22 protein-coding genes are annotated in these 22616 nt (G+C 63.2%); 16 read left to right on the top strand and 6 right to left on the bottom strand.

From position 1 onward, the window contains the following. Positions 1 to 174: 174 nt before the first annotated feature. Positions 175 to 1227, bottom strand: a complete 1053-nt coding sequence (locus ACO07W_RS01970; protein WP_421840297.1) for a hypothetical protein — start codon at positions 1225 to 1227, stop codon at positions 175 to 177. A gap of 154 nt (positions 1228 to 1381) precedes the next feature. On the opposite strand from ACO07W_RS01970, the gene ACO07W_RS01965 reads away from it, so the two are divergent. Continuing rightward, a complete protein-coding gene (locus tag ACO07W_RS01965; protein ID WP_421840296.1) occupies positions 1382 to 2764 on the top strand; it encodes a replication-associated recombination protein A in 1383 nt (460 codons plus the stop codon). 56 nt (positions 2765 to 2820) lie between these two features. Here the strand turns inward: ACO07W_RS01965 and ACO07W_RS01960 are convergent, their stop codons facing one another. After that, entirely contained in the window at positions 2821 to 3444 is a 624-nt protein-coding gene (locus ACO07W_RS01960) for a hypothetical protein (RefSeq protein ID WP_421840295.1), read from the bottom strand. Between the two features lie 202 nt (positions 3445 to 3646). Here ACO07W_RS01960 and ACO07W_RS01955 point away from each other — a divergent pair, with 202 nt between their 5' ends. The 10 genes from ACO07W_RS01955 to aroQ all read left to right on the top strand — a co-directional run bounded on the left by ACO07W_RS01955 (position 3647) and on the right by aroQ (position 13355). Continuing rightward, on the top strand, positions 3647 to 4048 hold the full coding sequence (locus ACO07W_RS01955) for a YjbQ family protein (RefSeq protein ID WP_421845765.1): 402 nt from the start codon (positions 3647 to 3649) through the stop codon (positions 4046 to 4048). A 151-nt stretch (positions 4049 to 4199) separates the two neighbouring features. After that, positions 4200 to 6908: an alanine--tRNA ligase gene (alaS, locus tag ACO07W_RS01950; protein ID WP_421840294.1), complete on the top strand. Its 2709-nt coding sequence runs from the start codon at positions 4200 to 4202 to the stop codon at positions 6906 to 6908. Next, complete coding sequence (gene ruvX / locus ACO07W_RS01945; protein WP_421840293.1) at positions 6909 to 7427, top strand: Holliday junction resolvase RuvX; 519 nt, start codon at positions 6909 to 6911, stop codon at positions 7425 to 7427. Beyond that, positions 7420 to 8664, top strand: a complete 1245-nt coding sequence (locus ACO07W_RS01940; RefSeq protein WP_421840292.1) for an endolytic transglycosylase MltG — start codon at positions 7420 to 7422, stop codon at positions 8662 to 8664. Before ruvX ends, ACO07W_RS01940 begins: the two co-directional genes overlap by 8 nt. Then, the gene (locus ACO07W_RS01935; RefSeq protein ID WP_421840291.1) at positions 8642 to 9520 is read left to right on the top strand and encodes a shikimate dehydrogenase; all 879 of its coding nucleotides are present in this window, start codon (positions 8642 to 8644) and stop codon (positions 9518 to 9520) included. The genes ACO07W_RS01940 and ACO07W_RS01935 overlap by 23 nt, the downstream gene beginning before the upstream one ends. 23 nt (positions 9521 to 9543) lie before the next feature. Further along, positions 9544 to 9984, top strand: coding sequence for a prepilin peptidase (locus ACO07W_RS01930; protein ID WP_421840290.1), 441 nt, complete (start codon positions 9544 to 9546; stop codon positions 9982 to 9984). A gap of 62 nt (positions 9985 to 10046) precedes the next feature. Then, positions 10047 to 11270 (top strand): chorismate synthase, encoded by a 1224-nt coding sequence (gene aroC, locus ACO07W_RS01925; RefSeq protein ID WP_421840289.1) that lies wholly within the window; start codon positions 10047 to 10049, stop codon positions 11268 to 11270. Between the two features lie 5 nt (positions 11271 to 11275). Next, positions 11276 to 11818 carry a shikimate kinase gene (locus ACO07W_RS01920; protein ID WP_421840288.1) on the top strand — a complete coding sequence of 181 codons (543 nt, stop codon included), beginning with the start codon at positions 11276 to 11278 and terminating at the stop codon, positions 11816 to 11818. Continuing rightward, positions 11815 to 12903, top strand: coding sequence for a 3-dehydroquinate synthase (aroB, locus tag ACO07W_RS01915; protein ID WP_421840287.1), 1089 nt, complete (start codon positions 11815 to 11817; stop codon positions 12901 to 12903). Before ACO07W_RS01920 ends, aroB begins: the two co-directional genes overlap by 4 nt. Next, the gene (gene aroQ / locus ACO07W_RS01910; protein WP_421840286.1) at positions 12900 to 13355 is read left to right on the top strand and encodes a type II 3-dehydroquinate dehydratase; all 456 of its coding nucleotides are present in this window, start codon (positions 12900 to 12902) and stop codon (positions 13353 to 13355) included. The genes aroB and aroQ overlap by 4 nt, the downstream gene beginning before the upstream one ends. 3 nt (positions 13356 to 13358) lie before the next feature. Here aroQ and ACO07W_RS01905 read toward each other — a convergent pair whose 3' ends face one another. Beyond that, the gene (locus tag ACO07W_RS01905) at positions 13359 to 14057 is read right to left on the bottom strand and encodes a B-4DMT family transporter (protein WP_421840285.1); all 699 of its coding nucleotides are present in this window, start codon (positions 14055 to 14057) and stop codon (positions 13359 to 13361) included. Positions 14058 to 14090: 33 nt separating this feature from the next. Between ACO07W_RS01905 and ACO07W_RS01900 the strand changes: the two genes are divergently transcribed. From ACO07W_RS01900 to ACO07W_RS01880, 5 genes are all read left to right on the top strand, one after another. After that, positions 14091 to 15233: an aminopeptidase P family protein gene (locus ACO07W_RS01900; protein ID WP_421840284.1), complete on the top strand. Its 1143-nt coding sequence runs from the start codon at positions 14091 to 14093 to the stop codon at positions 15231 to 15233. Between the two features lie 14 nt (positions 15234 to 15247). Beyond that, positions 15248 to 15811, top strand: coding sequence for an elongation factor P (efp, locus tag ACO07W_RS01895; RefSeq protein WP_421840283.1), 564 nt, complete (start codon positions 15248 to 15250; stop codon positions 15809 to 15811). Positions 15812 to 15820: 9 nt separating this feature from the next. Further along, entirely contained in the window at positions 15821 to 16339 is a 519-nt protein-coding gene (nusB, locus tag ACO07W_RS01890; protein ID WP_421840282.1) for a transcription antitermination factor NusB, read from the top strand. Then, positions 16339 to 16746, top strand: coding sequence for an antitermination protein NusB (locus tag ACO07W_RS01885; protein WP_421840281.1), 408 nt, complete (start codon positions 16339 to 16341; stop codon positions 16744 to 16746). Before nusB ends, ACO07W_RS01885 begins: the two co-directional genes overlap by 1 nt. Before the next feature lie 265 nt (positions 16747 to 17011). Next, positions 17012 to 19852 carry an aminotransferase class I/II-fold pyridoxal phosphate-dependent enzyme gene (locus ACO07W_RS01880; RefSeq protein ID WP_421840280.1) on the top strand — a complete coding sequence of 947 codons (2841 nt, stop codon included), beginning with the start codon at positions 17012 to 17014 and terminating at the stop codon, positions 19850 to 19852. Between the two features lie 45 nt (positions 19853 to 19897). Here the strand turns inward: ACO07W_RS01880 and ACO07W_RS01875 are convergent, their stop codons facing one another. The 3 genes from ACO07W_RS01875 to ACO07W_RS01865 all read right to left on the bottom strand — a co-directional run bounded on the left by ACO07W_RS01875 (position 19898) and on the right by ACO07W_RS01865 (position 22496). Further along, a complete protein-coding gene (locus ACO07W_RS01875) occupies positions 19898 to 20437 on the bottom strand; it encodes a GNAT family N-acetyltransferase (protein ID WP_421840279.1) in 540 nt (179 codons plus the stop codon). Positions 20438 to 20452: 15 nt separating this feature from the next. Then, positions 20453 to 21658, bottom strand: a complete 1206-nt coding sequence (locus ACO07W_RS01870; protein ID WP_421840278.1) for a serine hydrolase domain-containing protein — start codon at positions 21656 to 21658, stop codon at positions 20453 to 20455. A 157-nt stretch (positions 21659 to 21815) separates the two neighbouring features. Continuing rightward, positions 21816 to 22496 carry a class I SAM-dependent methyltransferase gene (locus tag ACO07W_RS01865; RefSeq protein WP_421840277.1) on the bottom strand — a complete coding sequence of 227 codons (681 nt, stop codon included), beginning with the start codon at positions 22494 to 22496 and terminating at the stop codon, positions 21816 to 21818. Between the last annotated feature and the right edge of the window lie 120 nt (positions 22497 to 22616).

Below are 22616 nucleotides of genomic sequence, written 5' to 3'. Positions count from 1 at the left end.
TGCCGCGGTCCGGCGGCGCCTCGTTCGGGCCGGAAGTCTCGCGTGGCGTCGAGCCGTACTCGCTTGGAGACAGCCAGCGAAAAGTGATGGGGTTGGCCGGTCTCGATTTGCCGACGTTTGCAGAAAGCCGGGCCGCTTGGTCGGGGCTGGCTAGCTGATGTCGCGCAACCCTTGCTATACCGGCGGGGACCCCGGCGGCATACCGGCTGGGGGGCCTGGCTGACTTACCGGCGCGACGTGGCCACCCGAGAGCCTGCGGTAGGTGTAGACCTGGATCAGCGCGGCGACCGGAATGCCGACGAGCAGGCCTATCAAGCACAGCAGTTCGCCGATCACCAGTGCTGCGGACTGCACGATCCAGGACAGCAGACTGTTCCCGACATCGGAGCGGACGGTCGCGATGCTGGCCTTTAACGATTCGATTGGTGAAAGGGACCGGTCAACGGCGGCCACGACGGAAAACTGAGCGAGGAAAGCGATGATCAAGCCCGGGATGATGCACAGCACTGACCCAAGCGCGACGAGAACACCGACCAGTAATCCGGTAACGAGTGCCATGCCCAGATTGCGCGGTTTGAAAAATGTTCCGATGCTCACCGGTCGTCCATCGGCTATGTCAAGGCAGCCCGTCGCCAATCCAGCATGCATGAACAACGCCACGGCGAACACGACGATGTAGCCGAAGGTACTGATAATGCTCGCAACCGGCCCCAAGGTCACGTTCACTGCTGCGCCGGTATCGGTGTAGCTGGTGGTTGTGTCGTCCGAGAAGCCGATGATAATGACCGCTAGCACGCCGATCAGCGCAGCCAGCGCCGCTGCGTATGCAAGCACCGGAACAACCAGTGCTACGCCGTTCTGGGTGAATTTGTTCCACGACCAACTCACGGCATCGCCGATGCTGAACCCGGACTTTGGTGCGGTGCCGAAACCTGGCTGGGCTGGATAGCCGGGGGGCGGCGCACCGTAGCCGGGGGGTGGGGCACCGTAACCAGGGGGTGGGGGTGGTGGGCTATAGCCAGGCGGTGGGTATCCCCCGGGTGGCGGGCCGTAGCTGCCGGGCGGCGGGCCCCCGGGCGGACCATAGCCGGGGCTCGGCGGTGGAGCACCGTATCCCGGCGGCGGGGGTGGTGTTCCGTAGCCTGGCGGCGGCGGGTAGCCAGGCGGGCCCTGATTGCCGCCTTGGGGCTCAGCTGGGTTACCTGGATGCTCGGGAGGCTGGTTCATTGCCGTCCTAAATTGGCTTGGTAGTTCGCTTATGTCGGTACGCACGCGGAACCTAGCAAACCGGAACTTAGCAAATATGCGCTGAAATCGCGCGGATTGGAGCATTTCGCGTACGTGTCCGTTCACGCCGCCGCGGGTCTTAAGCTGTGGGTGTATGTCTGAAATCGTGTCCGACAGTCTTTTTGACCTGCCCGGTCCAACGACGACGACCGGTCATGGCTCAAACTTTTCGGGCGGGTCGGCCGGGGCGCCGCTGGCGGTACGGATGCGTCCGGCGTCGCTGGACGAAGTGGTGGGGCAGGGCCACCTGCTGGAACCCGGCTCGCCGTTGCGTCGCTTGGTCGAGGGCTCGGGTGTGGCATCGGCCATCCTGTACGGCCCACCTGGAAGTGGAAAGACAACGCTGGCGGCCTTGATCTCGCAGGCGACCGGCCGCCGGTTCGAAGCGCTTTCGGCGTTGTCGGCCGGCGTCAAGGAGGTACGGGCAGTCATAGAGAACGCCCGGAAGGCGCTTCTGCGCGGCGAGCAGACAGTGCTGTTCATCGATGAGGTGCACCGTTTCTCAAAAACTCAGCAGGACGCTCTGCTGTCGGCCGTCGAGAACCGGGTGGTGCTGTTGGTGGCGGCGACGACTGAGAACCCGTCGTTTTCGGTGGTGGCCCCGTTGTTGTCGCGATCGCTGATCCAGCAGTTGCGGCCGTTGATGCCTGACGATATCCGCGCGGTAGTGCAGCGGGCCATCGACGACCCTCGTGGCCTGGGAGGGCGGATCGCAGTCGAGCCAGAAGCTCTAGACCAGCTGGTGCGATTGGCGGCCGGTGATGCGCGCCGCGCGCTGACAGCGCTAGAGGTGGCTGCTGCGACGATCGGGTCAGCGACTCAGGAGGCCAGCGCTGTGGTCAGCGTCGAGACCATTGAGCAGTCTTTGGATGAAGCCGCGGTCCGCTATGACCGTGATGGTGACCAGCACTACGACGTGATCAGTGCCTTTATCAAGTCGGTGCGCGGCTCCGACGTGGACGCCGCGTTGCACTACTTGGCCCGCATGCTCGTCGCTGGGGAGGACCCCCGCTTCATCGCGCGACGTCTGATGATCCTGGCGAGCGAGGATGTCGGCATGGCTGACTCGTCAGCTTTGCAGGTTGCGGTCGCCGCAGCGCAGACCGTGGCGTTGATCGGGATGCCAGAAGCTCAGCTCACCCTCGCGCACGCGACGGTCCATCTGGCCACCGCGCCCAAATCAAACGCGGTAACGACCGCCTTGGCCGCGGCAGTGGCGGATGTCAGGGCCGGTAAGGCCGGCGTCGTGCCTGCCCATCTACGGGACGGGCACTACTCCGGTGCGGCCGCGCTGGGTAATGCGCGTGGCTACAAGTATTCTCATGATGACCCGGATGGCGTTGTTGCTCAACAATATCCGCCCGATGAGCTGGTGGGCGTTGACTACTATCGACCTACCGGTCGTGGTGTCGAACGGGAGATCGCAGGCCGAGTGCAGCGGCTGCGAGCGGTTATCCGCAAGAAAACGCGACGATGAAACACCCGGATCGATGGAGGTTGGTGAGTTAGCACGTTGGGCCGAACTCATCGCGCTCACACCAGCTCGGGCACCCTAAGGTGAGCGATCGCCAGCTCGAATTCAGCCACGTCAAGCACCTCGGCGCCCAAATCTCTGACGCGCCTGCTGCGCAGCTCGGTGGCGCGGTCGCGATTTCGGGCCATCGCCTCCATGCTGTCGAACGTGGAACATGACACTGCGCGCCGGCACGCTGGGTGGTCGAGCATCAGGCTGGCACTGCAGAACCCGTCTAGATGCTCCATCTCGGGAAGTACCCGTGTCCGGTAAAAGTCCAGCGATCGGTCGGTGTGATCCGGAACCACTTTGAGCCACGCGGCTCGCACGCATGCGCCATCATGCGAGCGGTGGTCGCGGTGCAGCAGAGCGATATCCCACTCTTCGACCCTGGCGCTGCCCGAGAACATCAGGGCGGCTCGGTCCCGAATCGGTGCGACCCGCTCGGCGCTGGTCCGCATTGCGTCCAACGTCTGCCACGAGCTGGTGGCGATGCATTCCCCGGACTCCCGGTCGACTAGTAGCGACAACCCGACATACCCGGGGATCTGCTGCAAGGCGGGCATCACGACATCACGTACATGCGCGATCCCGATGTCGACCGACAAGGGTTGCGCCTGGATGGTGGTAGAACGTGCGTACACGATCGGCCTCCTCCGTCGGGGCAGCGCCCCGGTGGCGCCACCGGTCCTAACAAATACCTTCCTCCTCCTGACTAGACCTGGCAATGGTTCTCCGGTGTTCTCCGGGGTTCTCCGGGCTTCTCCGGGGGTCTCGGTGGCTGCGCATTGCAACAGATTGGACGGTGGCTTATGCCCCGTTAGGCTGGGTTGGGTGAATACCGAGGTGCTAGACGTGGACACCGCGCGTCGGCGCATCGTCGATCTAACTGGCGCTTTGCGTGAATTCTGCGCTGCGCGCCGCAACGACCATCCAGATGGCCTGTGCAATGTCTTCGTGCCGCATGCGACCGCCGGAGTGGCCATTATCGAGACCGGTGCCGGCTCCGATGACGACCTGATCGATACGTTGGAGCGGCTGTTGCCCCGCGACGACCGCTACCGGCACGCGCACGGTTCCCCGGGACACGGTGCTGATCACGTGTTGCCGGCAATAGTCGCTCCGTCGGTGACGGTGCCGGTCTCTGGTGGTGAACCGTTGCTCGGCATCTGGCAAAGCGTCGTTCTGGTCGATCTCAACCGCGACAATCCGAGGCGGTCGGTGCGATTGAGCTACCTGGCCGGCTAGGACGACGCCTGGCACCAGGCCGGTACTGTGTGCGGTCGAAATGCGTCTACGGACAGCCACCCAGCGGTCCGACGAATAGGCTGGGAATTGGCCGCCGCCATGAGACCGATATGGCGGAGGCGCCACAGGGACGTAAGGAAGCGAAGAGAGAGTGCAGACACACGAGATCAGGAAGCGGTTCCTTGATCATTTCGTGAAGGCGGGTCACACCGAGGTGCCGAGTGCCTCGGTGATCCTCGACGACCCCAATCTGTTGTTCATCAACGCCGGCATGGTCCAGTTCGTGCCCTTCTTCCTGGGCGCCCGCACACCCCCGTACGCGAAGGCCACCAGTATCCAGAAGTGCATCCGCACTCCCGATATCGATGAGGTGGGTATCACCACCCGGCACAACACGTTCTTTGCCATGGCCGGCAACTTCTCTTTCGGCGACTATTTCAAGCGTGAGGCCATCGAACTGGCCTGGGCATTGCTGACCAACAGCATCGCTGACGGCGGCTACGGGTTGGATCAAGAAAAGCTCTGGGCCACGGTGTATCTCGACGACGACGAGGCCGCGGGGCTGTGGCAGGAGGTTGCCGGTCTGCCAGTTGAGCGGATCCAGCGTCGAGGCATGGCCGACAACTACTGGTCAATGGGCATTCCTGGCCCCTGCGGCCCGTCGTCGGAGATTTACTACGACCGAGGGCCCGAATTCGGCGCCGAGGGCGGTCCGGTGGTCAACGAGGACCGATACCTCGAGATCTGGAACCTCGTGTTCATGCAGAACGAGCGCGGTGAAGGTACCAGCAAAGAGGACTACGAGATCCTCGGGCCGTTGCCCCGCAAGAACATCGACACCGGCATGGGTGTCGAGCGGGTCGCGCTCGTCCTGCAAGATGCGCACAACGTCTACGAGACCGACCTGCTGCGCCCCGTCATAGACCTGGTTGCCGCGCGCGCGCCTCGCGGTTATGACGTCGGTAACCACGAAGACAACGTGCGCTACCGCATCATCGCCGACCACAGCCGTACTGCGGCGATCTTGATTGGCGACGGTGTGAGCCCTGGCAATGACGGTCGCGGCTATGTATTGCGCCGCCTGCTGCGCCGAGTTATCCGCTCGGCCAAGCTGCTAGGTATCGACGCACCGATCGTTGGCGACCTGATGGAGACGGTGCGCGATGCGATGGGCCCGTCATATCCTGACCTGGTCAACGACTTCGAGCGGATTAGTCGCATTGCCGTTGCCGAGGAGACGGCATTCAATCGCACGTTGACAGCGGGTTCGAAGCTGTTCGATGAGCTAGCAGACGCCACCAAATCCTCAGGTGCCGCCGTAGTATCCGGCTCGGACGCATTTACCCTGCACGACACCTACGGTTTTCCGATCGAACTTACTCTCGAGATGGCGTCCGAAGCCGGGTTGGCGGTCGACGAAGCTGGATTCCGCGAGCTGATGGCCGAACAGCGTCAGCGTGCCAAGGCCGACGCCGCCGCCCGTAAACACGCGCATTCCGACCTGACCGCATACCGCGAGTTGGTCGACGCCGGCCCTACCGAGTTCACCGGGTTCGACGAGTTAACGTCCGAAGCGCGGATTCTAGGCATCTTCGTCGATGGCAAGCGAGTTCCGGTCGCTGCGCATAGCCTGAATAGGGAAGCTGTCGACGGAATCCGAGTCGAACTGATTCTGGACCGCACACCGTTCTACGCCGAGTCCGGTGGGCAATTGGCTGATACTGGCGCCATCACCGGAGCAGGTGCTGGCGCGAGTGCGCGCGCTGCCGTCACCGACGTACAGAAGATCGCCAAAACCGTTTGGGTGCATCGGGTTAATGTTGAGTCGGGAGAATTCGTCGAGGGCGACACGGTGATGCTGGCGGTGGACGAGGGCTGGCGGCGGGGCGCTACGCAGGGACACTCCGGTACTCACATGGTGCATGCGGCGCTGCGGCAAGTGTTGGGGCCCAACGCGGTTCAGGCGGGGTCGCTGAATCGGCCCGGTTACCTACGGTTTGATTTCAATTGGCAGGGTCCGTTGACCGCGGACCAGCGCACCCAGATTGAAGAGGTCGCCAACGAGGCTGTGCAAGCCGATTTCGAGGTGCATACTTTCACCGAGCAGCTCGACAAGGCCAAGGCGATGGGGGCGATGGCGCTGTTCGGCGAACACTATCCCGACGAGGTGCGGGTGGTGGAGATCGGTGGGCCGTTTTCCCTGGAGTTGTGTGGAGGCACGCACGTGCGCAACTCGGCGCAAATCGGTCCGGTGACGATCCTGGGCGAATCGTCGATCGGCTCCGGCGTGCGTCGGGTCGAGGCCTACGTTGGGTTGGAATCGTTTCGCCACTTGGCCAAGGAACGCGCGCTGATGGCCGGGCTAGCTTCGTCGCTGAAGGTTCCGTCCGAAGAGGTGCCTGCCCGAGTAGCCAACCTGGTAGACCGGCTCAAGGCTGCGGAGAAAGAACTTGAGCGCTCCCGGCTGGCGAGTGCGCGAGAAGCTGCGGCTAGTGCCGCTGCCGGCGCCGAGCGCATAGGCAACGTCCGCGTGGTAGCGCAGCGGATGTCAGGCGGGATGAATGCTGCTGACCTACGTACTCTTGTCGGCGACATCCGCGGCAAGCTGGGTAGTGATCCTGCGGTGGTCGCCTTGATAGCTTCGGAGACGGAGGGCTCAACGGTGCCGTACGCCGTGGCGGCCAATCCGGCTGCCCAGGACCTCGGGATCCGCGCCAACGATCTGGTCAAACAACTTGCTGTGGCGGTAGATGGCCGCGGCGGCGGCAAGTCCGACCTTGCGCAGGGTTCGGGCAAGAATCCAACCGGTATCGACGCCGCGCTCGACGCAGTACGTGCAGAGATAGCGCGGGTCGGTTGAGTGGCCAACGTACAGCATCGGTTGCCCGACCGGCCCGGCGATCCAGACCATGATGCCGGGCGGGGACGCCGGATCGGCATCGATGTGGGCAGTGTGCGCATCGGGGTAGCATCCAGTGACCCGGACGGCATCCTGGCCACTCCGGTGCAGACGGTACGCCGCGACCGTTCGGGCCAGCACCTGCGTCGGCTGGCTGCGCTGGCGGCCGAACTGGAGGTCGTCGAGGTGATTGTGGGACTGCCGCGGACGCTAGCCGACCGCACCGGCGCTTCGGCCCGTGACGCGATCGATCTGGCTGAAGCGTTGGCCCAGCGTGTTGCTCCCATTCCGGTTCGGTTGGCCGACGAACGGCTGACCACCGTCAGCGCGCAGCGATCTTTGCGCGAGGCGGGCGTACGATCCAGAAACCAACGTGCAGTGATCGACCAGGCTGCCGCAGTGGCGATTCTGCAGGGCTGGCTGGATCAACGCCGCACTGTGCTGGCCGGTCGGGCCGCTGAGGAAGGCACCGATGCCTGAGGGCGGCCCCCGTCGCGCGGTGCCGGTAGCGGTTGGGCCGCACAGCCATCGGATCAAGCGTGTCGATCGGACCCGGCAGCGACGGGCGCGGCAGCGCCGTCGGCGGCGCGTCGCTGGCGGGTTTGTTGTCGCTGTGCTTGTTGCAGTCGTTGTGGCGGCCGTGTTCGTTGGGTCGAAGCTGTTGGCAACGTGGAACTCTGGCAACGACTACACAGGCGTCGGAAAGCGCGACATCGTGATCCGAATACGCGCTGGTGACTCGACCACCGCGGTAGGGGAGACGTTGCGCAAACGCGGCGTCGTTGCCACCGTCCGTGCATTCCTTGAGGCCGCTCACGGTAACGCCGCGATTTCGTCGATCCAGCCCGGCTATTACCGGACCCGAACCGAGATCCCGGCGGCCGCGGCGGTCGCCAAACTGGTGGATCCGAAAAACAGGGTGGGGAAGCTGGTAATTCCAGAAGGGCGGCAGCTCGACGACACCACCGACATGAAGACGAACAAAGTAAACCTTGGAATATTTTCCTTGATCTCGCGTGCCACGTGCGTAGATCTGGACGGGATCCATCGCTGCGTCTCAGTATCTGACCTTCGCTTAGCGGCACGTAAGAGCACGCCTGCCAGGCTGTCGGTGCCGTCCTGGGCGCTTGAGCCCGTGATGGAACTCGGCGACGATCATCGCCGGATTGAGGGGCTTATCGCACCGGGCAGCTTCAATGTCGACCCGGCAGCCTCGGCGGAGACTACCTTGGCAAACTTGATCAGCGCCGGCGCTGCGAAGTATTTGCAATCCGGGCTGGTGGGAACAGCTAATGCGCAGAGCCTGTCGCCCTACGACATCCTCGTTGTGGCTTCTCTTGTGCAGCAAGAATCTTACGTGCGGGATTTCGCGAAGGTGGCGGAAGTTATTTTCAACCGGCTGCACGAACACCGTGCGCTTGAATTTGACTCCACCGTGAACTATCCGCTGGACCGCCGGGAGGTTGCCACCACCGACGCTGACCGGACCCAACGAACACCGTGGAACACCTACATGTCCGAAGGGCTGCCGGCAACCGCCATCTGCTCGCCAGGCGTTGACGCGCTACATGCCGCTGAGCACCCCGCGCCGGGCGACTGGCTCTACTTCGTCACCATCGATGGCAACGGGACAACCTTGTTCACCAGGGATTATCAACAGCATTTGGCGAATATCGAGCTGGCAAAGCACAACGGTGTCCTCGACAGCGCGCGCTAGCAAGCCAAACGCACAGGGCGCCAGAAAGGCCGGGGTTCTGGGCTTGCCGATCGCCCATTCCCGTTCCCCGCAGCTACATTTGGCGGCTTACCGTGCTTTGGGGTTGGATGGCTGGACCTACGATCGCATCGAGTGCAGCGCTGAGCAGCTGCCCGCGGTCGTCGCTGATTTCGGACCGGAGTGGGTTGGTGTCTCGGTCACGATGCCGGGCAAATTCGCAGCTTTGGAGTTTGCCGACGAGCGCAGCGCCCGCGCGGCCCGGGTCGGCTCGGCCAACACGCTGGTACGCACCGCGGGTGGCTGGCGGGCCGACAACACCGATATCGACGGCGTTGCGGGGGCATTGGGGCCATTAGGGCCATTAGGGCCATTAGGGCCATTGTCGGGACGTACCTCGGAGCGTGCCCTGGTTTGTGGGTCAGGCGGCACCGCGCCAGCGGCGGTCTTGGGGCTCGCGGAGCTTGGTTTCGCCAACATCACTGTTATTGCGCGGAATCCGGACAAAGCCACCCGGTTGGTGGAGCTGGGCGAGCAAGTTGGCGTGGCGACCCGGTTCTGCGGGCTGGACAGTGACGGGTTGGCCGCCGAGGTAGCAGCCGCTGCGGTTTTGGTGAGCACTATCCCTGCGAACGTGGCGGCGCGGTATGCGGGTGTGTTCGCTGCTATCCCGGTGCTGTTGGATGCGATCTACGATCCGTGGCCCACACCGCTAGCCGCCGCGGTGACCGCCGCGGGAGGCCTGGTGGTCAGCGGCTTAGAGATGCTTTTGCATCAGGCGTTCGCGCAAGTGGAACAGTTCACCGGGCAGCCTGCGCCCCGTGATGCGATGACTTGCGCGCTGGCGCTATCGGATTAACCTGCCCCGAAAGGGGGATGGGTATGCGGATTGGCGTGTCCGGTGCATTGGCCGGTTTGGTTCTTGCCTGGCTTGCGGTACTGAGCTGGTACGACATTCGGGAACGTCGGCTACCAAATGTTTTGACTCTGCCCGGCGCCGGTGTGATTCTGCTGACCAGCAACGTGGCCGGCCGTGGGTTCGCGACACTGGTCGGAGCGGCAACATTGGCTGGTGTCTACCTGTTGGTGCACCTGGCGGCACCAGCGGCGCTGGGTGCTGGCGACGTCAAGCTGGCGATCGGCCTCGGTGGACTGGCTGGCTGTTTTGGTCTCGAGGTGTGGCTGCTAGCGGCGCTGGCTGCGCCGCTCCTGACAGCGCTGTTTGGAATGATCGCGGCGCTTCGCCAGTCAGGGCCGACGGTGCCTCATGGTCCCTCAATGTGCCTGTGTACCGCCGCGGCGGCGGCGCTGGCCGTCTACTGAGCGTTGTCGGCGCCGGAACCAGGGTTTGGTGGTGGCCGCACCGCGCGTGGGAAGATGATCACGTGTTGCGCTGGATCACCGCCGGGGAATCGCACGGGCGTGCGTTGGTGACCGTTGTCGAAGGGATGGTTGCCGGCGTGGAAATTACCTCGGTAGACATCTCTGAACAGCTGGCTCGCCGCCGGCTGGGTTACGGCCGCGGTGCGCGGATGGCGTTCGAGCGCGACGCGGTGACCGTGCTGTCCGGGGTACGGCATGGCAGTACGTTGGGCGGTCCTATCGCGATCGAGATCGGCAACACCGAATGGCCGAAGTGGGAAACCGTGATGGCTGTCGATCCCATTGACCCGTCGGAGCTGCGGGACCTGGAAGGGTCGGCGCGCAATGCCCCGCTGACCCGGCCGCGGCCGGGTCATGCCGATTACGCCGGCATGCTCAAGTACGGTTTCGATGATGCGCGGCCGGTGTTAGAGCGAGCTAGTGCGCGCGAAACCGCCGCCCGCGTGGCGGCTGGGACGATTGCCCGAGCGTTTTTGCGACAGGCGCTCGGTGTCGAGGTGCTTTCGCATGTTGTCGCCATCGGCGCCTCGGCGCCCTATGACGGTCCACCACCGCGACCCGAAGACCTACCCGCGATCGATGCAAGTTCTGTTCGTGCTTTCGACGAGCAGAGTGAAAAGAACATGATCGCTGAGATCGAGGCGGCCAAGAAAGACGGGGACACTCTGGGAGGTGTGGTAGAGGTCGTAGCAGTGGGTCTTCCGGTTGGGCTGGGCTCTTTTACCAGCGGCGACAATCGGCTGGATAGCCAACTCGCGGCGGCGGTCATGGGTATTCAGGCGATCAAAGGTGTCGAAATCGGCGACGGGTTCGAGACCGCGCGCCGTCGTGGCAGCCGCGCCCACGACGAGATGTATCCCGGCTCCGATGGAGTGGTCCGCTCGACCAATCGCGCAGGTGGACTCGAAGGCGGGATGACCAACGGTCAACCGTTGCGCGTGCGCGCGGCCATGAAGCCGATCTCTACTGTGCCGCGGGCTTTGGCGACCGTCGACATGGCTACCGGCGACGAGGCCGTCGCCATCCACCAGCGATCCGACGTCTGCGCGGTGCCCGCAGCCGGAGTTGTGGTCGAGACGATGGTGGCGCTGGTGTTGGCCCGTGCAACGCTGGAGAAGTTCGGCGGGGATTCGCTTACCGAAACTCGGCGCAATATCGAGGCATACCAGCGTGCGGTAGCTGACCGCGAATCAAACGTGGGTCACGTCCGGGTGTCGGGGGAATAGGCGCGGTGGTACCCGTAGCGGTGTTGGTGGGGTTGCCGGGTTCCGGTAAGTCCACGATCGGGCGGCGGTTATCCAAGGCGCTCGGGGTCGGTTTGCTCGATACCGACGTGGCGATCGAGCAGCAGACCGGACGCAGCATTGCCGAGATATTTGCCGCTGATGGCGAAGAGGGGTTTCGACGCATCGAGGAGGAAGTCGTGCGCGCTGCACTGGCCGAACACGATGGCGTTCTTTCGCTCGGTGGCGGCGCGGTGACCAGTCCCGGGGTGTGTTCGGCCCTTGCCGGCCATATGGTCGTCTACCTGGAAATAGGTGCTGTAGAAGGCGTGCGGCGCACCGGCGGCAAGTCGGTGCGGCCTTTGCTCGCCGGACCCAACCGTGCTGACAAGTACCGCGCTTTGATGTCCCAGCGAGCCCCGTTGTACCGACAAGTCGCGACAATCAGGGTCGACACCAACCGCCGTAATCCGGGGGCCGTGGTTCGCTACATCGTCTCGCGGTTGCAGTCCACCACTCCCACTTCCGCCTCAGATAAGGCCGCCGAATGACGGACAACCACGCACCGGTCACCATGCGGGTGGCCGTCGACCCCCCCTACCCGGTGGTGATCGGCACCGGCTTGCACGATGAATTGGACAAGCTGCTTTCCGGCCGGCACCGGGTCGCCATCCTGTATCAACCGGTGCTGGCCGAGACGGCGGAGGCGATCCGTGGTCGCCTGGCAGAAAAGGGCGTCGACGCGCATCGCATCGAAATCCCAGACGCCGAAGCCGGGAAGAATCTTCCTGTCGTGGGATTCATCTGGGAAGTTCTGGGCCGCATCGGAATTGGTCGCAAAGACGCACTCGTTAGCCTTGGCGGCGGCGCCGCTACCGATGTTGCCGGGTTCGCTGCAGCCACCTGGCTTCGCGGAGTCTCGATCGTGCATGTGCCGACAACGTTGCTGGGTATGGTTGACGCGGCAGTTGGCGGCAAGACAGGTATCAATACCGAAGCCGGCAAGAACCTGGTCGGCGCGTTTCACCAGCCGCTCGCCGTCCTGGTCGACTTGGCGACCTTGCAGACTTTGCCGCGCGACGAAATCGTGTCCGGCATGGCAGAAGTCGTCAAGGCGGGATTCATAGCTGACCCTGTTATCTTGGATCTCATCGAAGCCGACCCGCAGCTTGCCTTGGATCCGGCAGGTGACGTACTACCAGAGCTGGTCCGGCGTGCGATCACTGTCAAAGCAGAGGTGGTCGCCGCCGATGAGAAAGAATCGGCACTGCGCGAAATCTTGAACTACGGTCACACTTTGGCCCACGCGATTGAGCGACGAGAGCAGTACAAGTGGCCGCACGGGGCCGCTGTGTCGGTAGGCCTGGTATTCGCGGCAGAGCTCGCGAGACTCGCCGGGCGACTCGACGACGCGACCGCCGAACGGCACCGCACGATCCTGGCTTCGCTGGGCCTGCCGGTCGGCTACGACCCAGATGCATTGCCGCAACTGCTCGATTTCATGGCGGGGGACAAAAAAGTCCGGGCCGGTGTGCTTCGGTTCGTGGTTCTGGATGGTTTGGCCAAGCCGAGCCGGTTGGAGGGGCCGGATCCGTCGCTCCTGGCGGCTGCCTACGCTGGGCTGGGTGCGTCATGAGTAAGGCAACAGCGCCAGTGGTCGTGAACGTCATCAACGGCCCGAACCTGGGCCGACTGGGCCAACGCGAGCCCGATGTCTACGGCAGCACTACCCACGACGAGCTGTCCGCGCTGATTGAGCGTGAGGCCGCTGAACTGGGCCTCAAAGCTGTTGTGCGGCAGAGTGACAGCGAGAATACATTGTTGGAATGGATACATCGGGCGGCTGACGCCGGGGAGCCGGTGATCCTCAACGCGGGTGGCCTCACGCACACTTCGGTGGTGCTTCGCGACGCCTGCTCCGAACTGACTGCTCCACTGATCGAGGTGCACATTTCCAATGTGCACGCCCGCGAGGAATTCCGGCACCACTCTTATCTCAGCCCAGTCGCCACTGGAGTCATCGTTGGGCTTGGGATCGATGGCTATCTGCTTGCCTTGCGGTACATTGCCAGCCGTTTTGTGGACTAGCGGCTAATTCTTCGTCGGCTCTTCCCCGAACGGCTTGATCTGGTTTGCCTCGGTGTGGATTACTTCGGTGGGGGCTTCGCTCGAGGTTGTCGAGATGACATTGGTCGCGTCGTCGCGTTCGGCCGTGGCTATGGCTGCTGTGGGTTCGTCTTGCCGGGCTCCGTCGGCGTCAAGTGTTATCTCACCGGTCGGCGTGTCATCGGCGCGGACGGCAGCGAACACGTCGGTGTCGGCGCGCTCGCGCTCAGCGGCAAGCCCGTGATGCCTAACAGGGATCTTGGCGAGCTGCCGGTCCACTTCCCAGCGGCCCACGGCAACGCCGGAGAGCGCGGGTACGAAAACCAACAGTGCGGTGAAGGCGGCGAATGTCGACAGCTCGCTAACGAGCCCGCCGACATAGAGGCTCTTGTAAAACAATGAGATGAGCCAGGCGGCCGCGCCACTGGTCACGCCCGCGACTAGACCAGCCAGCAGCCAGGTCATTGCCAGGTCCTGGCGGCGATCCGGGTCGGGGTTCGCCTTGGCATCGGCAAGGCCGTCGAGTAACCCCCACGCAATCACGCCGATGAGGAAAAACAGCAGCAGCACCAAACTGATCAACCCGGAATGCGCCGGCCATGCGTTGATCAATGTCCCTTGAAACAGGCGGACAACGACCATTGCGGCAGCGAAAACCACGCCGCGCAGCATCCAGGTAGTCATGAGGCATCAGCGTAGCGAGTACCGTCAGTGGGCGTGACACATTCCCAGCGCCGAGACAATCTCAAAGCAGGGCTCCTTGCCGCCGATCTGGATGCGATGCTGGTCACCGATCTGATTAATGTGCGATATCTGACGGGATTCACTGGGTCCAACGGCGCGTTGTTGGTGTTCGCCGACCAGCGCGAGGCTGTTTTGGCAACTGACGGCAGGTATCGAAGTCAAGCCGCGCAGCAAGCACCGGGGCTCGATGTGGCGATCGAACGGGCCTGCGGGCCCCACCTGGCTGGGCAGGCGGCTGCAGAAGGTGTGCAGAAGCTGGGTTTCGAGAGCCACGTCGTCACGGTGGATGGTTTGGATGCCCTTTCGGGCGCGCTGGACGAGCGGAAGTCTGGCAGGCAATCGGGCGCGACCACGGAGTTGGTACGGGCATCCGGGACGGTGGAAGCGTTGCGCGAGGTCAAAGACGCCGGAGAGCTAGCGCTGCTGCGATTGGCCTGCGAAGCGGCTGACGCCGCGCTGGTCGACTTGCTGGACCGGGGCGGTCTGCGGCCGGGGCGCACCGAACGCGAAGTGAGCCGCGAGCTAGAAGCTCTGATGCTCGACCATGGTGCTGACGCGGTGTCGTTCGAAACGATCGTTGCCGCTGGGCCGAACTCGGCGATCCCGCATCACCGGCCGACCGACGCGGCACTCAAGTCGGGTGACTTCGTCAAAATTGATTTTGGTGCGCTGGTCGCGGGCTACCACTCCGACATGACCCGCACTTTCGTGCTCGGCCCGGCGGCCGATTGGCAGCGTGAAATTTATCAGCTGGTCGCTGCGGCGCAGCAGGCCGGACGGGACGCATTACGGCCCGGGGCCGGCTTGCGCGATGTGGATGCCGCAGCGCGCGAGCTGATTGTCGAGGCTGGCTACGGTGAGCAGTTCGCCCACGGTCTGGGGCATGGCGTTGGCTTGCAGATCCATGAAGCGCCCGGCATCGGCGCCAGGTCCGCCGGTACACTCCGTGGGGGTTCCGTGGTGACCGTGGAGCCCGGCGTCTACCTGCCAGGCCGTGGCGGTGTCCGGATCGAGGACACGTTGGTAGTAAGCGGCGGAACGGCAAAGACGCCAGAACCTACCGGGCAGACCCCCGAACTGTTGACCCGGTTCACCAAAGAACTGACCATCCTCTAGGAGACTCAACGACCGTGGCGACCACTGCCGACTTCAAGAACGGACTCGTCCTGGTGATCGACGGACAGCTGTGGACCATCACCGAGTTCCAGCACGTCAAACCAGGGAAGGGCCCAGCCTTTGTTCGTACCAAGCTGAAGAACGTGTTGTCGGGCAAGGTTGTCGACAAGACGTTCAATGCAGGTGTGAAAGTGGACACCGCCACCGTCGATCGGCGCGACACGACCTATCTCTATCGCGACGGCTCGGACTACGTGTTCATGGACAGTGAGGATTACGAACAGCATCCATTGCCGGAGTCCTTGGTGGGCGATGACGCGCGGTTTCTGCTGGAGGGCTTACCTGTGCAGGTCGCATTTCACAATGGGGAGCCGCTGTACCTCGAGCTGCCGGTGACCGTGGAACTCGAAGTTACTCACACCGAGCCGGGTCTGCAGGGCGACAGATCCAGCGCAGGCACCAAGCCAGCCACTTTAGAGACCGGTGCACAGATCAACGTGCCTCTTTTCATCAACACAGGAGACAGGTTGAAGGTGGATTCGCGCGACGGCAGCTATCTGGGACGAGTGAACGCATGAGCACCGCTTATGCCTGACGGCGAGCCGGGCAAGCCGACACGGCTTATCAAAGGACGCCATCAGGCCCGAAAACGCGCTGTTGACCTGCTTTTCGAAGCCGAGGCTCGGCGAATGAGCCCCAACGACGTGCTCGACGGCCGTGCCGCACTAGCCAACGCAAACCGCGACGTAGCACCGTTGCACCCCTATACGGCACTGGTGGTTCGGGGGGTCAGTGAGCATGCCGCGCATATCGATGAACTGATCAGCTCCCATTTGCAGGCTTGGACACTGGACCGGTTGCCCGCGGTGGACCGGGCCATATTGCGAGTTTCGGTGTGGGAACTGCTGCATGCGGAGGACGTGCCGGCGGCGGTCGCTGTCGATGAGGCAGTTGAGCTGGCCAAGGAGCTGTCCACCGACGAATCACCGGGTTTCGTCAACGGAGTGCTGGGCCAGGTCATGCTGCTGACCCCGCAGATCCGTGCGGCCGCTGAGGCAGTCCGGGGGTGTGACTCGCGACTGTCGGAGAAGCACGGATCGCGCTAATGGGCCGGCTTCAGTTGCGCGTCGTTGTGGCTGCTTGGTTGGCCGCGACGGTGGTTTTCGGCGCGGTGGTTTGCGCTGCCTTCGGGTGGGCAATTGTCGCTGCGGCGCTGTCGATCTATGCGATGGGCGTCGGTGCCTGGCTATACCACTGCATCGAACGCTTGATTGTGGCCCGTCGCATCAGTACCGTGCGCACGGCAGCCAAGCCGCTACAGCCGTTGCTGCCGGTGGTGGCCGCTCTTATGGGCCTGACGCAGGCGGTCGTGCGGTCACTGGGTGATGTCACCGATCTGCCCGGGCGGCGTCGGGATTTTCCGCAATTGCCGGTACTGCGCCGGGCAGATAACCCGTTGGGTAGTCGGCGCGGCCGGCGGATCGCGGACGTCGAAGGCGATCTGGACTCTTAACCGACTTAGTCGAATCCTGGCCGAATGTTCGCGCGCAGGCTGCAGGCGGGACACAATGGGTCCTGTTGACGATGGAAAGCTACTGGCCCTGATGGATGCTGCAACGGGCCTGGGCGGTCAGGTCGAAGAGTGTGGCAATGGTGCTTCTGACGGATGTCCGTGGATCGAAGGCCCGCGGGTCCACGGCGGCCACAGCGATGTGCCCTCGTGGCGGTATTGACGAGTTGCGCTGATAGCGGTACCTCCATCAGAGGAAGGTGACGACGTGAGTCGAGACAGCGCCCGCCCACGGCGACTACATGTTTCCGCGTTGGCGGCTGTAGCCAATCCGTCATATGCGCGGATCGACACATGGAACATGCTCGACGATGCGTGCCGTCATCTTGCCGAAGTCGACCTCGCTGGTCAGGAGATCTCCCACGATTTGGCCCGAGTGAGGCGCCTGATGGATCGGATTGGTGCCTACGAGCGATATTGGCTGTATCCGGGAGCGGAGAACCTGGCATCTTTCCGCGCTCACCTCGAAAGTCTTTCCACTGTGCGGCTCACGGAGGAGGTGTCACTGGCGGTGCGCTTGCTGTCCGAATATGGCGACCGCACAGCGCTGTTCGACACATCCGCGCCGCTGGCCGACCAGGAGCTGGTTGCCCAAGCTAAACAGCAGCAGTTCTACACGGTGCTCCTTGCCGACGATGCGCCGCCTACGGCTCCGGATTGCCTGGCGGAGAATCTGCGGGCACTGCGCAACCTTTCCGATGACGTGCAGTTCGAACTGTTGGTGGTCCCCAGCGTCGAGGACGCGATAACCGCGGTGGCATTGAACGGCGAGATCCAGGCCGCGATTATCCGTCATGATTTGCCGCTGCGTTCGCGCGACCGGGTGCCATTGATGAACACATTGTTAGGTGCCAACGACCAAGTCGAAGGAGCAGCCGTCACCGACCCCGTGCACGACTGGGTCGAATGTGGCCAGTGGATCAGGGAATTGCGACCGCATATCGATCTTTATCTACTTACCGATGAGTCGATCGCTGCCGGCACTGACACCGACTCCGACGTCTACGATCGTACGTTCTACCGGCTCAACGATGTCACCGATTTACACAGCACGGTGCTGGCGGGTCTCCGAAACCGTTTCGAGACGCCGTTTTTCGATGCTTTGCGTGCCTATGCGGCGGCGCCGGTCGGACAATTCCATGCTCTTCCTGTCGCGCGTGGCGCCAGCATCTTCAATTCGAAGTCGTTGCAGGACATGGGTGAGTTCTATGGCCGCAACATCTTTATGGCTGAAACATCGACCACCTCCGGTGGGCTTGATTCGTTGCTGGATCCACACGGGAATATCAAGATCGCCATGGATAAAGCTGCAGCTACGTGGCGCGCTGATCACACATACTTTGTTACCAACGGAACATCGACCGCCAACAAGATCGTGGTGCAGTCACTGACCCGGCCGGGCGACATCGTTCTGATCGACCGCAATTGCCACAAGTCGCATCATTACGGCCTGGTTTTGGCAGGCGCGTACCCGATGTACCTGGATGCATATCCGCTGCCGCAGTTCGCGATCTATGGCGCTGTACCACTGCGCACGATCAAGAAGGCGTTGCTGGATCTCGAGGCGGCCGGACAGCTGCATCGGGTGCGTATGCTGCTGCTCACTAACTGCACCTTCGACGGCGTCGTCTACAACCCCCAGCGGGTGATGGAGGAGGTGTTGGCGATCAAGCCGGACATCTGCTTCCTATGGGACGAGGCGTGGTATGCCTTTGCGACCGCAGTGCCGTGGGCTCGTCAGCGGACCGCCATGGTGTCCGCCGAGCGACTCGAATCCATGCTCTCATCGCCGGAATACGCTCAGGAATACCGGAACTGGCGCACATCAATGGAAGGCGTCGACCGATCGGAATGGGCCGACCGCCGACTTCTTCCCGATCCAGGCCGTGCCCGCGTTCGGGTGTACGCGACGCACTCCACCCATAAGTCGCTGTCGGCGCTGCGGCAGGCATCAATGGTTCACGTGCGCGATCAGGACTTCAACGCGCTCGCCCGAGACTCGTTCGCTGAGGCATTTTTGACCCACACCTCGACATCGCCGAACCAGCAATTGCTCGCATCGCTGGATCTGGCACGCCGGCAGGTCGATATAGAGGGTTTCGATATGGTTCGGCTGGTCTACGACATGGCACTGGTTTTCCGTCATCGCGTCCGAAAAGATCGGCTGATCAGCAAGTGGTTTCGCATTCTGGACGAGTCTGACTTGGTCCCCGACGAGTACCGGGCCTCCGCTGTCAGCTCGTACCGTCAAGTCGGCCAAGGGGCCCTTGCGGATTGGAACGAGGCGTGGCGTTCGGATCAGTTCGTGCTCGATGCGACTCGGGTGACGCTGTTCATCGGCGCGACCGGGATGAATGGATATGACTTCCGCGAGAAGATCCTGATGGAGCGATTCGGCATTCAGATCAACAAGACTTCGATCAACAGCGTGCTGTTGATCTTCACCATCGGCGTCACCTGGTCGAGCGTGCACTATTTGCTCGACGTGCTGCGCCGGGTGGCTACCGACTTCGACCGGATCCAGAAGGCGGCCAGCGCTGCCGACCTCGCTCTGCAGCGGCGCCGTATCGAGGAGATCACCGAGGATCTGCCGCACTTGCCTGATTTCAGCGCGTTCGACGTTGCTTTCCGGCCCAACGACGCCAGCTCGTTCGGTGATATGCGGTCGGCTTTCTACGCGGGCTACGAAGAGTCCGACCGCGAGCATGTGCTGATCGGAATGGCAGGGCGACGGCTGGCGGAGGGGAAGACCCTGGTGTCAACTACTTTTGTTGTGCCCTACCCGCCGGGATTCCCGGTCTTGGTCCCGGGTCAGGTGGTGTCGAAGGAGATCATTTACTTCCTGGCTCAGCTCGACGTCAAAGAGATTCACGGATACAACCACGAACTGGGGCTGTCGGTGTTCACCGAGACGGCGTTGGCGCGGATGGAGGCTGCTCGCAACGCCGTTGCGGCCGCTCGTGCTGGCCTGCCGGCTTTCGAGGTATCGGACGACGCCTCGGCGGTCAACGGCGACAGCGCGTTACAGGTAATCCCAGACCAGGTGTGAGCGCCCAGCTTGGCGGTATCACACGCGACGCTCGATCGTTGCGCGTCACCGAAGGATCCTTGCGTAGAGCAAGCTGTCGCGCGGTTGGGGCCCCATGGTGGGGTATACGGCGTGTCGAGCGAGCCGGCCTTCCAAGACGAACCCGGCTCGCTCGAGCAGCGTTTCCGACCGTACGTTGTCGACACTGCATGTGGCCCAGACGCGGTACACGCTGGGGTCCGCGGCCAGTGCGTCCAACTGCGCCGCGAGCGCTTCGGACATAAATCCTTCGCCCCACCATTGCCGGCCGATGCAGTAGCCGACCTCGACCGAATGACGTGCGTGGCGTCGACAGCTGGTCAGGCCGATGACGCGGTCGGCGTTGCGTAGCGCGATCGCCCAGGTCCGGTCATCTTCGCTGCGATTGATCCGCTCGGTGATCACCCGTCGTGTCTGCGAAACGTCCAGATGCGGTGACCACAACAGGTATCGCGTCACTTCGGGGTCCCGGGCGACTCGTTCGAATAGCGCGTCCGCGTCGTGGATTGTGGGCGGTCGCAGCAACAGTCGCGGCCCGGCCATGTGGTCAGGGAAGTACGTGGCCATCGTCTTGTCCTGCCGCTAAAGGCCCAGCGCACGGTAGGTGCGGTGGACGAACTTTGGTTGTGCCGTCCTGAGTTTCGCCAGTGGCGGGTTACCCGCGACAGCAGCGGCTGCGTCTACGGACAGGTCTGGGCAATGCTGAATGAGATACAACAGGACGAGATCCGCCGCGGGGTCGGCCTGCCACCATGTGCCGTACGCGCCGGGCCAGCTGAACGTTCCGAGGCCACCCGGCCCGAAAAGCGGTGCGGACTTCGCTGGGTCGGTCACCACCGACAGATTCAACCCGAAGCCGCGTCCGACCCAAAATGGCGCTCCGAGGAAGTTGTGCTGTCGATGCTGGTCAGTTAGTCGGTCGGTGCGCATAAGGCGCGTTGCGTCAGGCGACAACACTTGAGCACCGTCGATGGTCCCGCCGCCCAGCAGCATTCGCACGAACCGCAGGTAATCGTCGGCGGTCGACCACAGCCCGCCGCCGGCGTTGCAGAATGCCGGCGGTGTGACATGTGGTGGACCCATCACGTCGTGCCGCAACTGGCCCTGCTGGTCGAGACGGTACATGGTCGCGGCGCGCTGCCGAGCTCGCGCTGATACGAAGAAGCCGGTGTTGGTCATTCCCACCGGACCCAACACCCGCTCGTCGAGGACCTGGTAAAGCGGTTTGTCGTCGATGCGCGACAAAATGATCCCCAACACGTCGATCGCGTGGCTGTACGTCACACGGTCGCCGGGCTGATGCACCAGCGGGAGCGCGGCCAGTTCGGCCATCCAGGTATCAGATCCGTGGTCGAATGGCAGCCGCATGTATGCCCGGGAGAGGGGACCGGATACCGAAAACCCATACGCCAAGCCGCTGGTGTGGGTCAGTAGATCCTCGATCAGAATGGCCCTTTTGGCAGGATGGGTCCGGTCCAATGGGCCGTCCGGGTCGTCCAGCACTTGAGGGGCGGCAAGCTCCGGTGCCCAACGCGCGATCGGCTCGTTTAGCGCCAGCTTGCCCTCGTCGACCAGGCTCATGGCCGCAGCCACGGTGACTGGCTTGGTCATCGACGCGATGCGAAACAGCGTGTCCCGCTGCATAGGCAGCCCAGCCTCGACGTCGCGGTACCCGATCTCATTGATTTGCAGCACTTGTCCGTGCTGCCACACCATCGTCACCGCACCAGAGAGCAGGCCGGCATCGCATACCTCGCGGATGGACGCCTGATTGCCGTCGAGATTCACCGGCCTTAGGTTAGCAACAGCGGGTTCTCGCGGACTGGCAGCCACTGACGAGCTAGCTTTGCAAGATCGGTGCGCCTGAGCTCACCATGGTTGCCGAAGCCGCGATCACGTGAGCTCCTGAGGGTGTCCGGAACGGTCGACGACCGATGGAGGCCGACTAGCGGCGTCGCGCGCGGACATACCAAAACGCCATTTCGATTTCGGCACTGTCTACTTCGCGACGCACTGTGGCCGGCTCCAGCGACACGACATCCCACCCCGCGTCGTCGAGGACGTCGCGCAGCACACGTTCCGACACCGAGGGGCGTGGCCAGTCTTGGCTGGGGGGATTAGCGTCGGAAAAACAGCTGAGCAACAGGCTCGCGCCCGATTTGGTGGCGCGGTGCACGGCGGTGGCGTAGCTCCGCTTGGCTGCGTCGTCGAGGCAATGGAACATGGCGATGTCGATCACAGTGTCGAACGTGTCGGTGTATCCGTCGAGTGTGGTGGCGTCGGCTACGGCGAAAGTCACGGCGACCCCAGCGTCCTTCCTCCGTTGTTCTGCGGTGATCAACGCGGCAGGCGAAATATCCAAGCCGGTGACCTGGTGTCCTTTCCTGGCCAGGTAGATCGCATTGTCGCCGAGCCCGCAGCCGATATCGAGAACGGCACCGCTGATCCATCCTCGGGTGTGCCAGGTGATGACACTCTCTTTGGGTGCCTTGATGTCCCAGGGCGGCGTCGACACCGGTGGGAGGCCTTCGCCAGGACTCTCGCCGCGGTAGAGCGCGTCGAAATCGATGTGTGGTACCTCGGCGCGAGAACCGGTGGATTTCGCTGAGGGGTTCGAGTCTGCCATTCTCGCCAGCGTATAACTCGACTGCCCGGCCTGACTGGCGCTACTGCGCGCCCCGCGTCGTTGGAGGTGGTTGACAGTGTTACGCTGCCGAGCAGTCGACATCCTTTAACGATCCGTCCG

It is taken from the genome of Mycobacterium sp. (genome assembly GCF_965230835.1).
GTDB lineage: Bacteria > Actinomycetota > Actinomycetes > Mycobacteriales > Mycobacteriaceae > Mycobacterium.
Note: the sequence above shows the minus strand (reverse complement) of the source record. Positions and strands in the feature narration are given on the sequence as shown.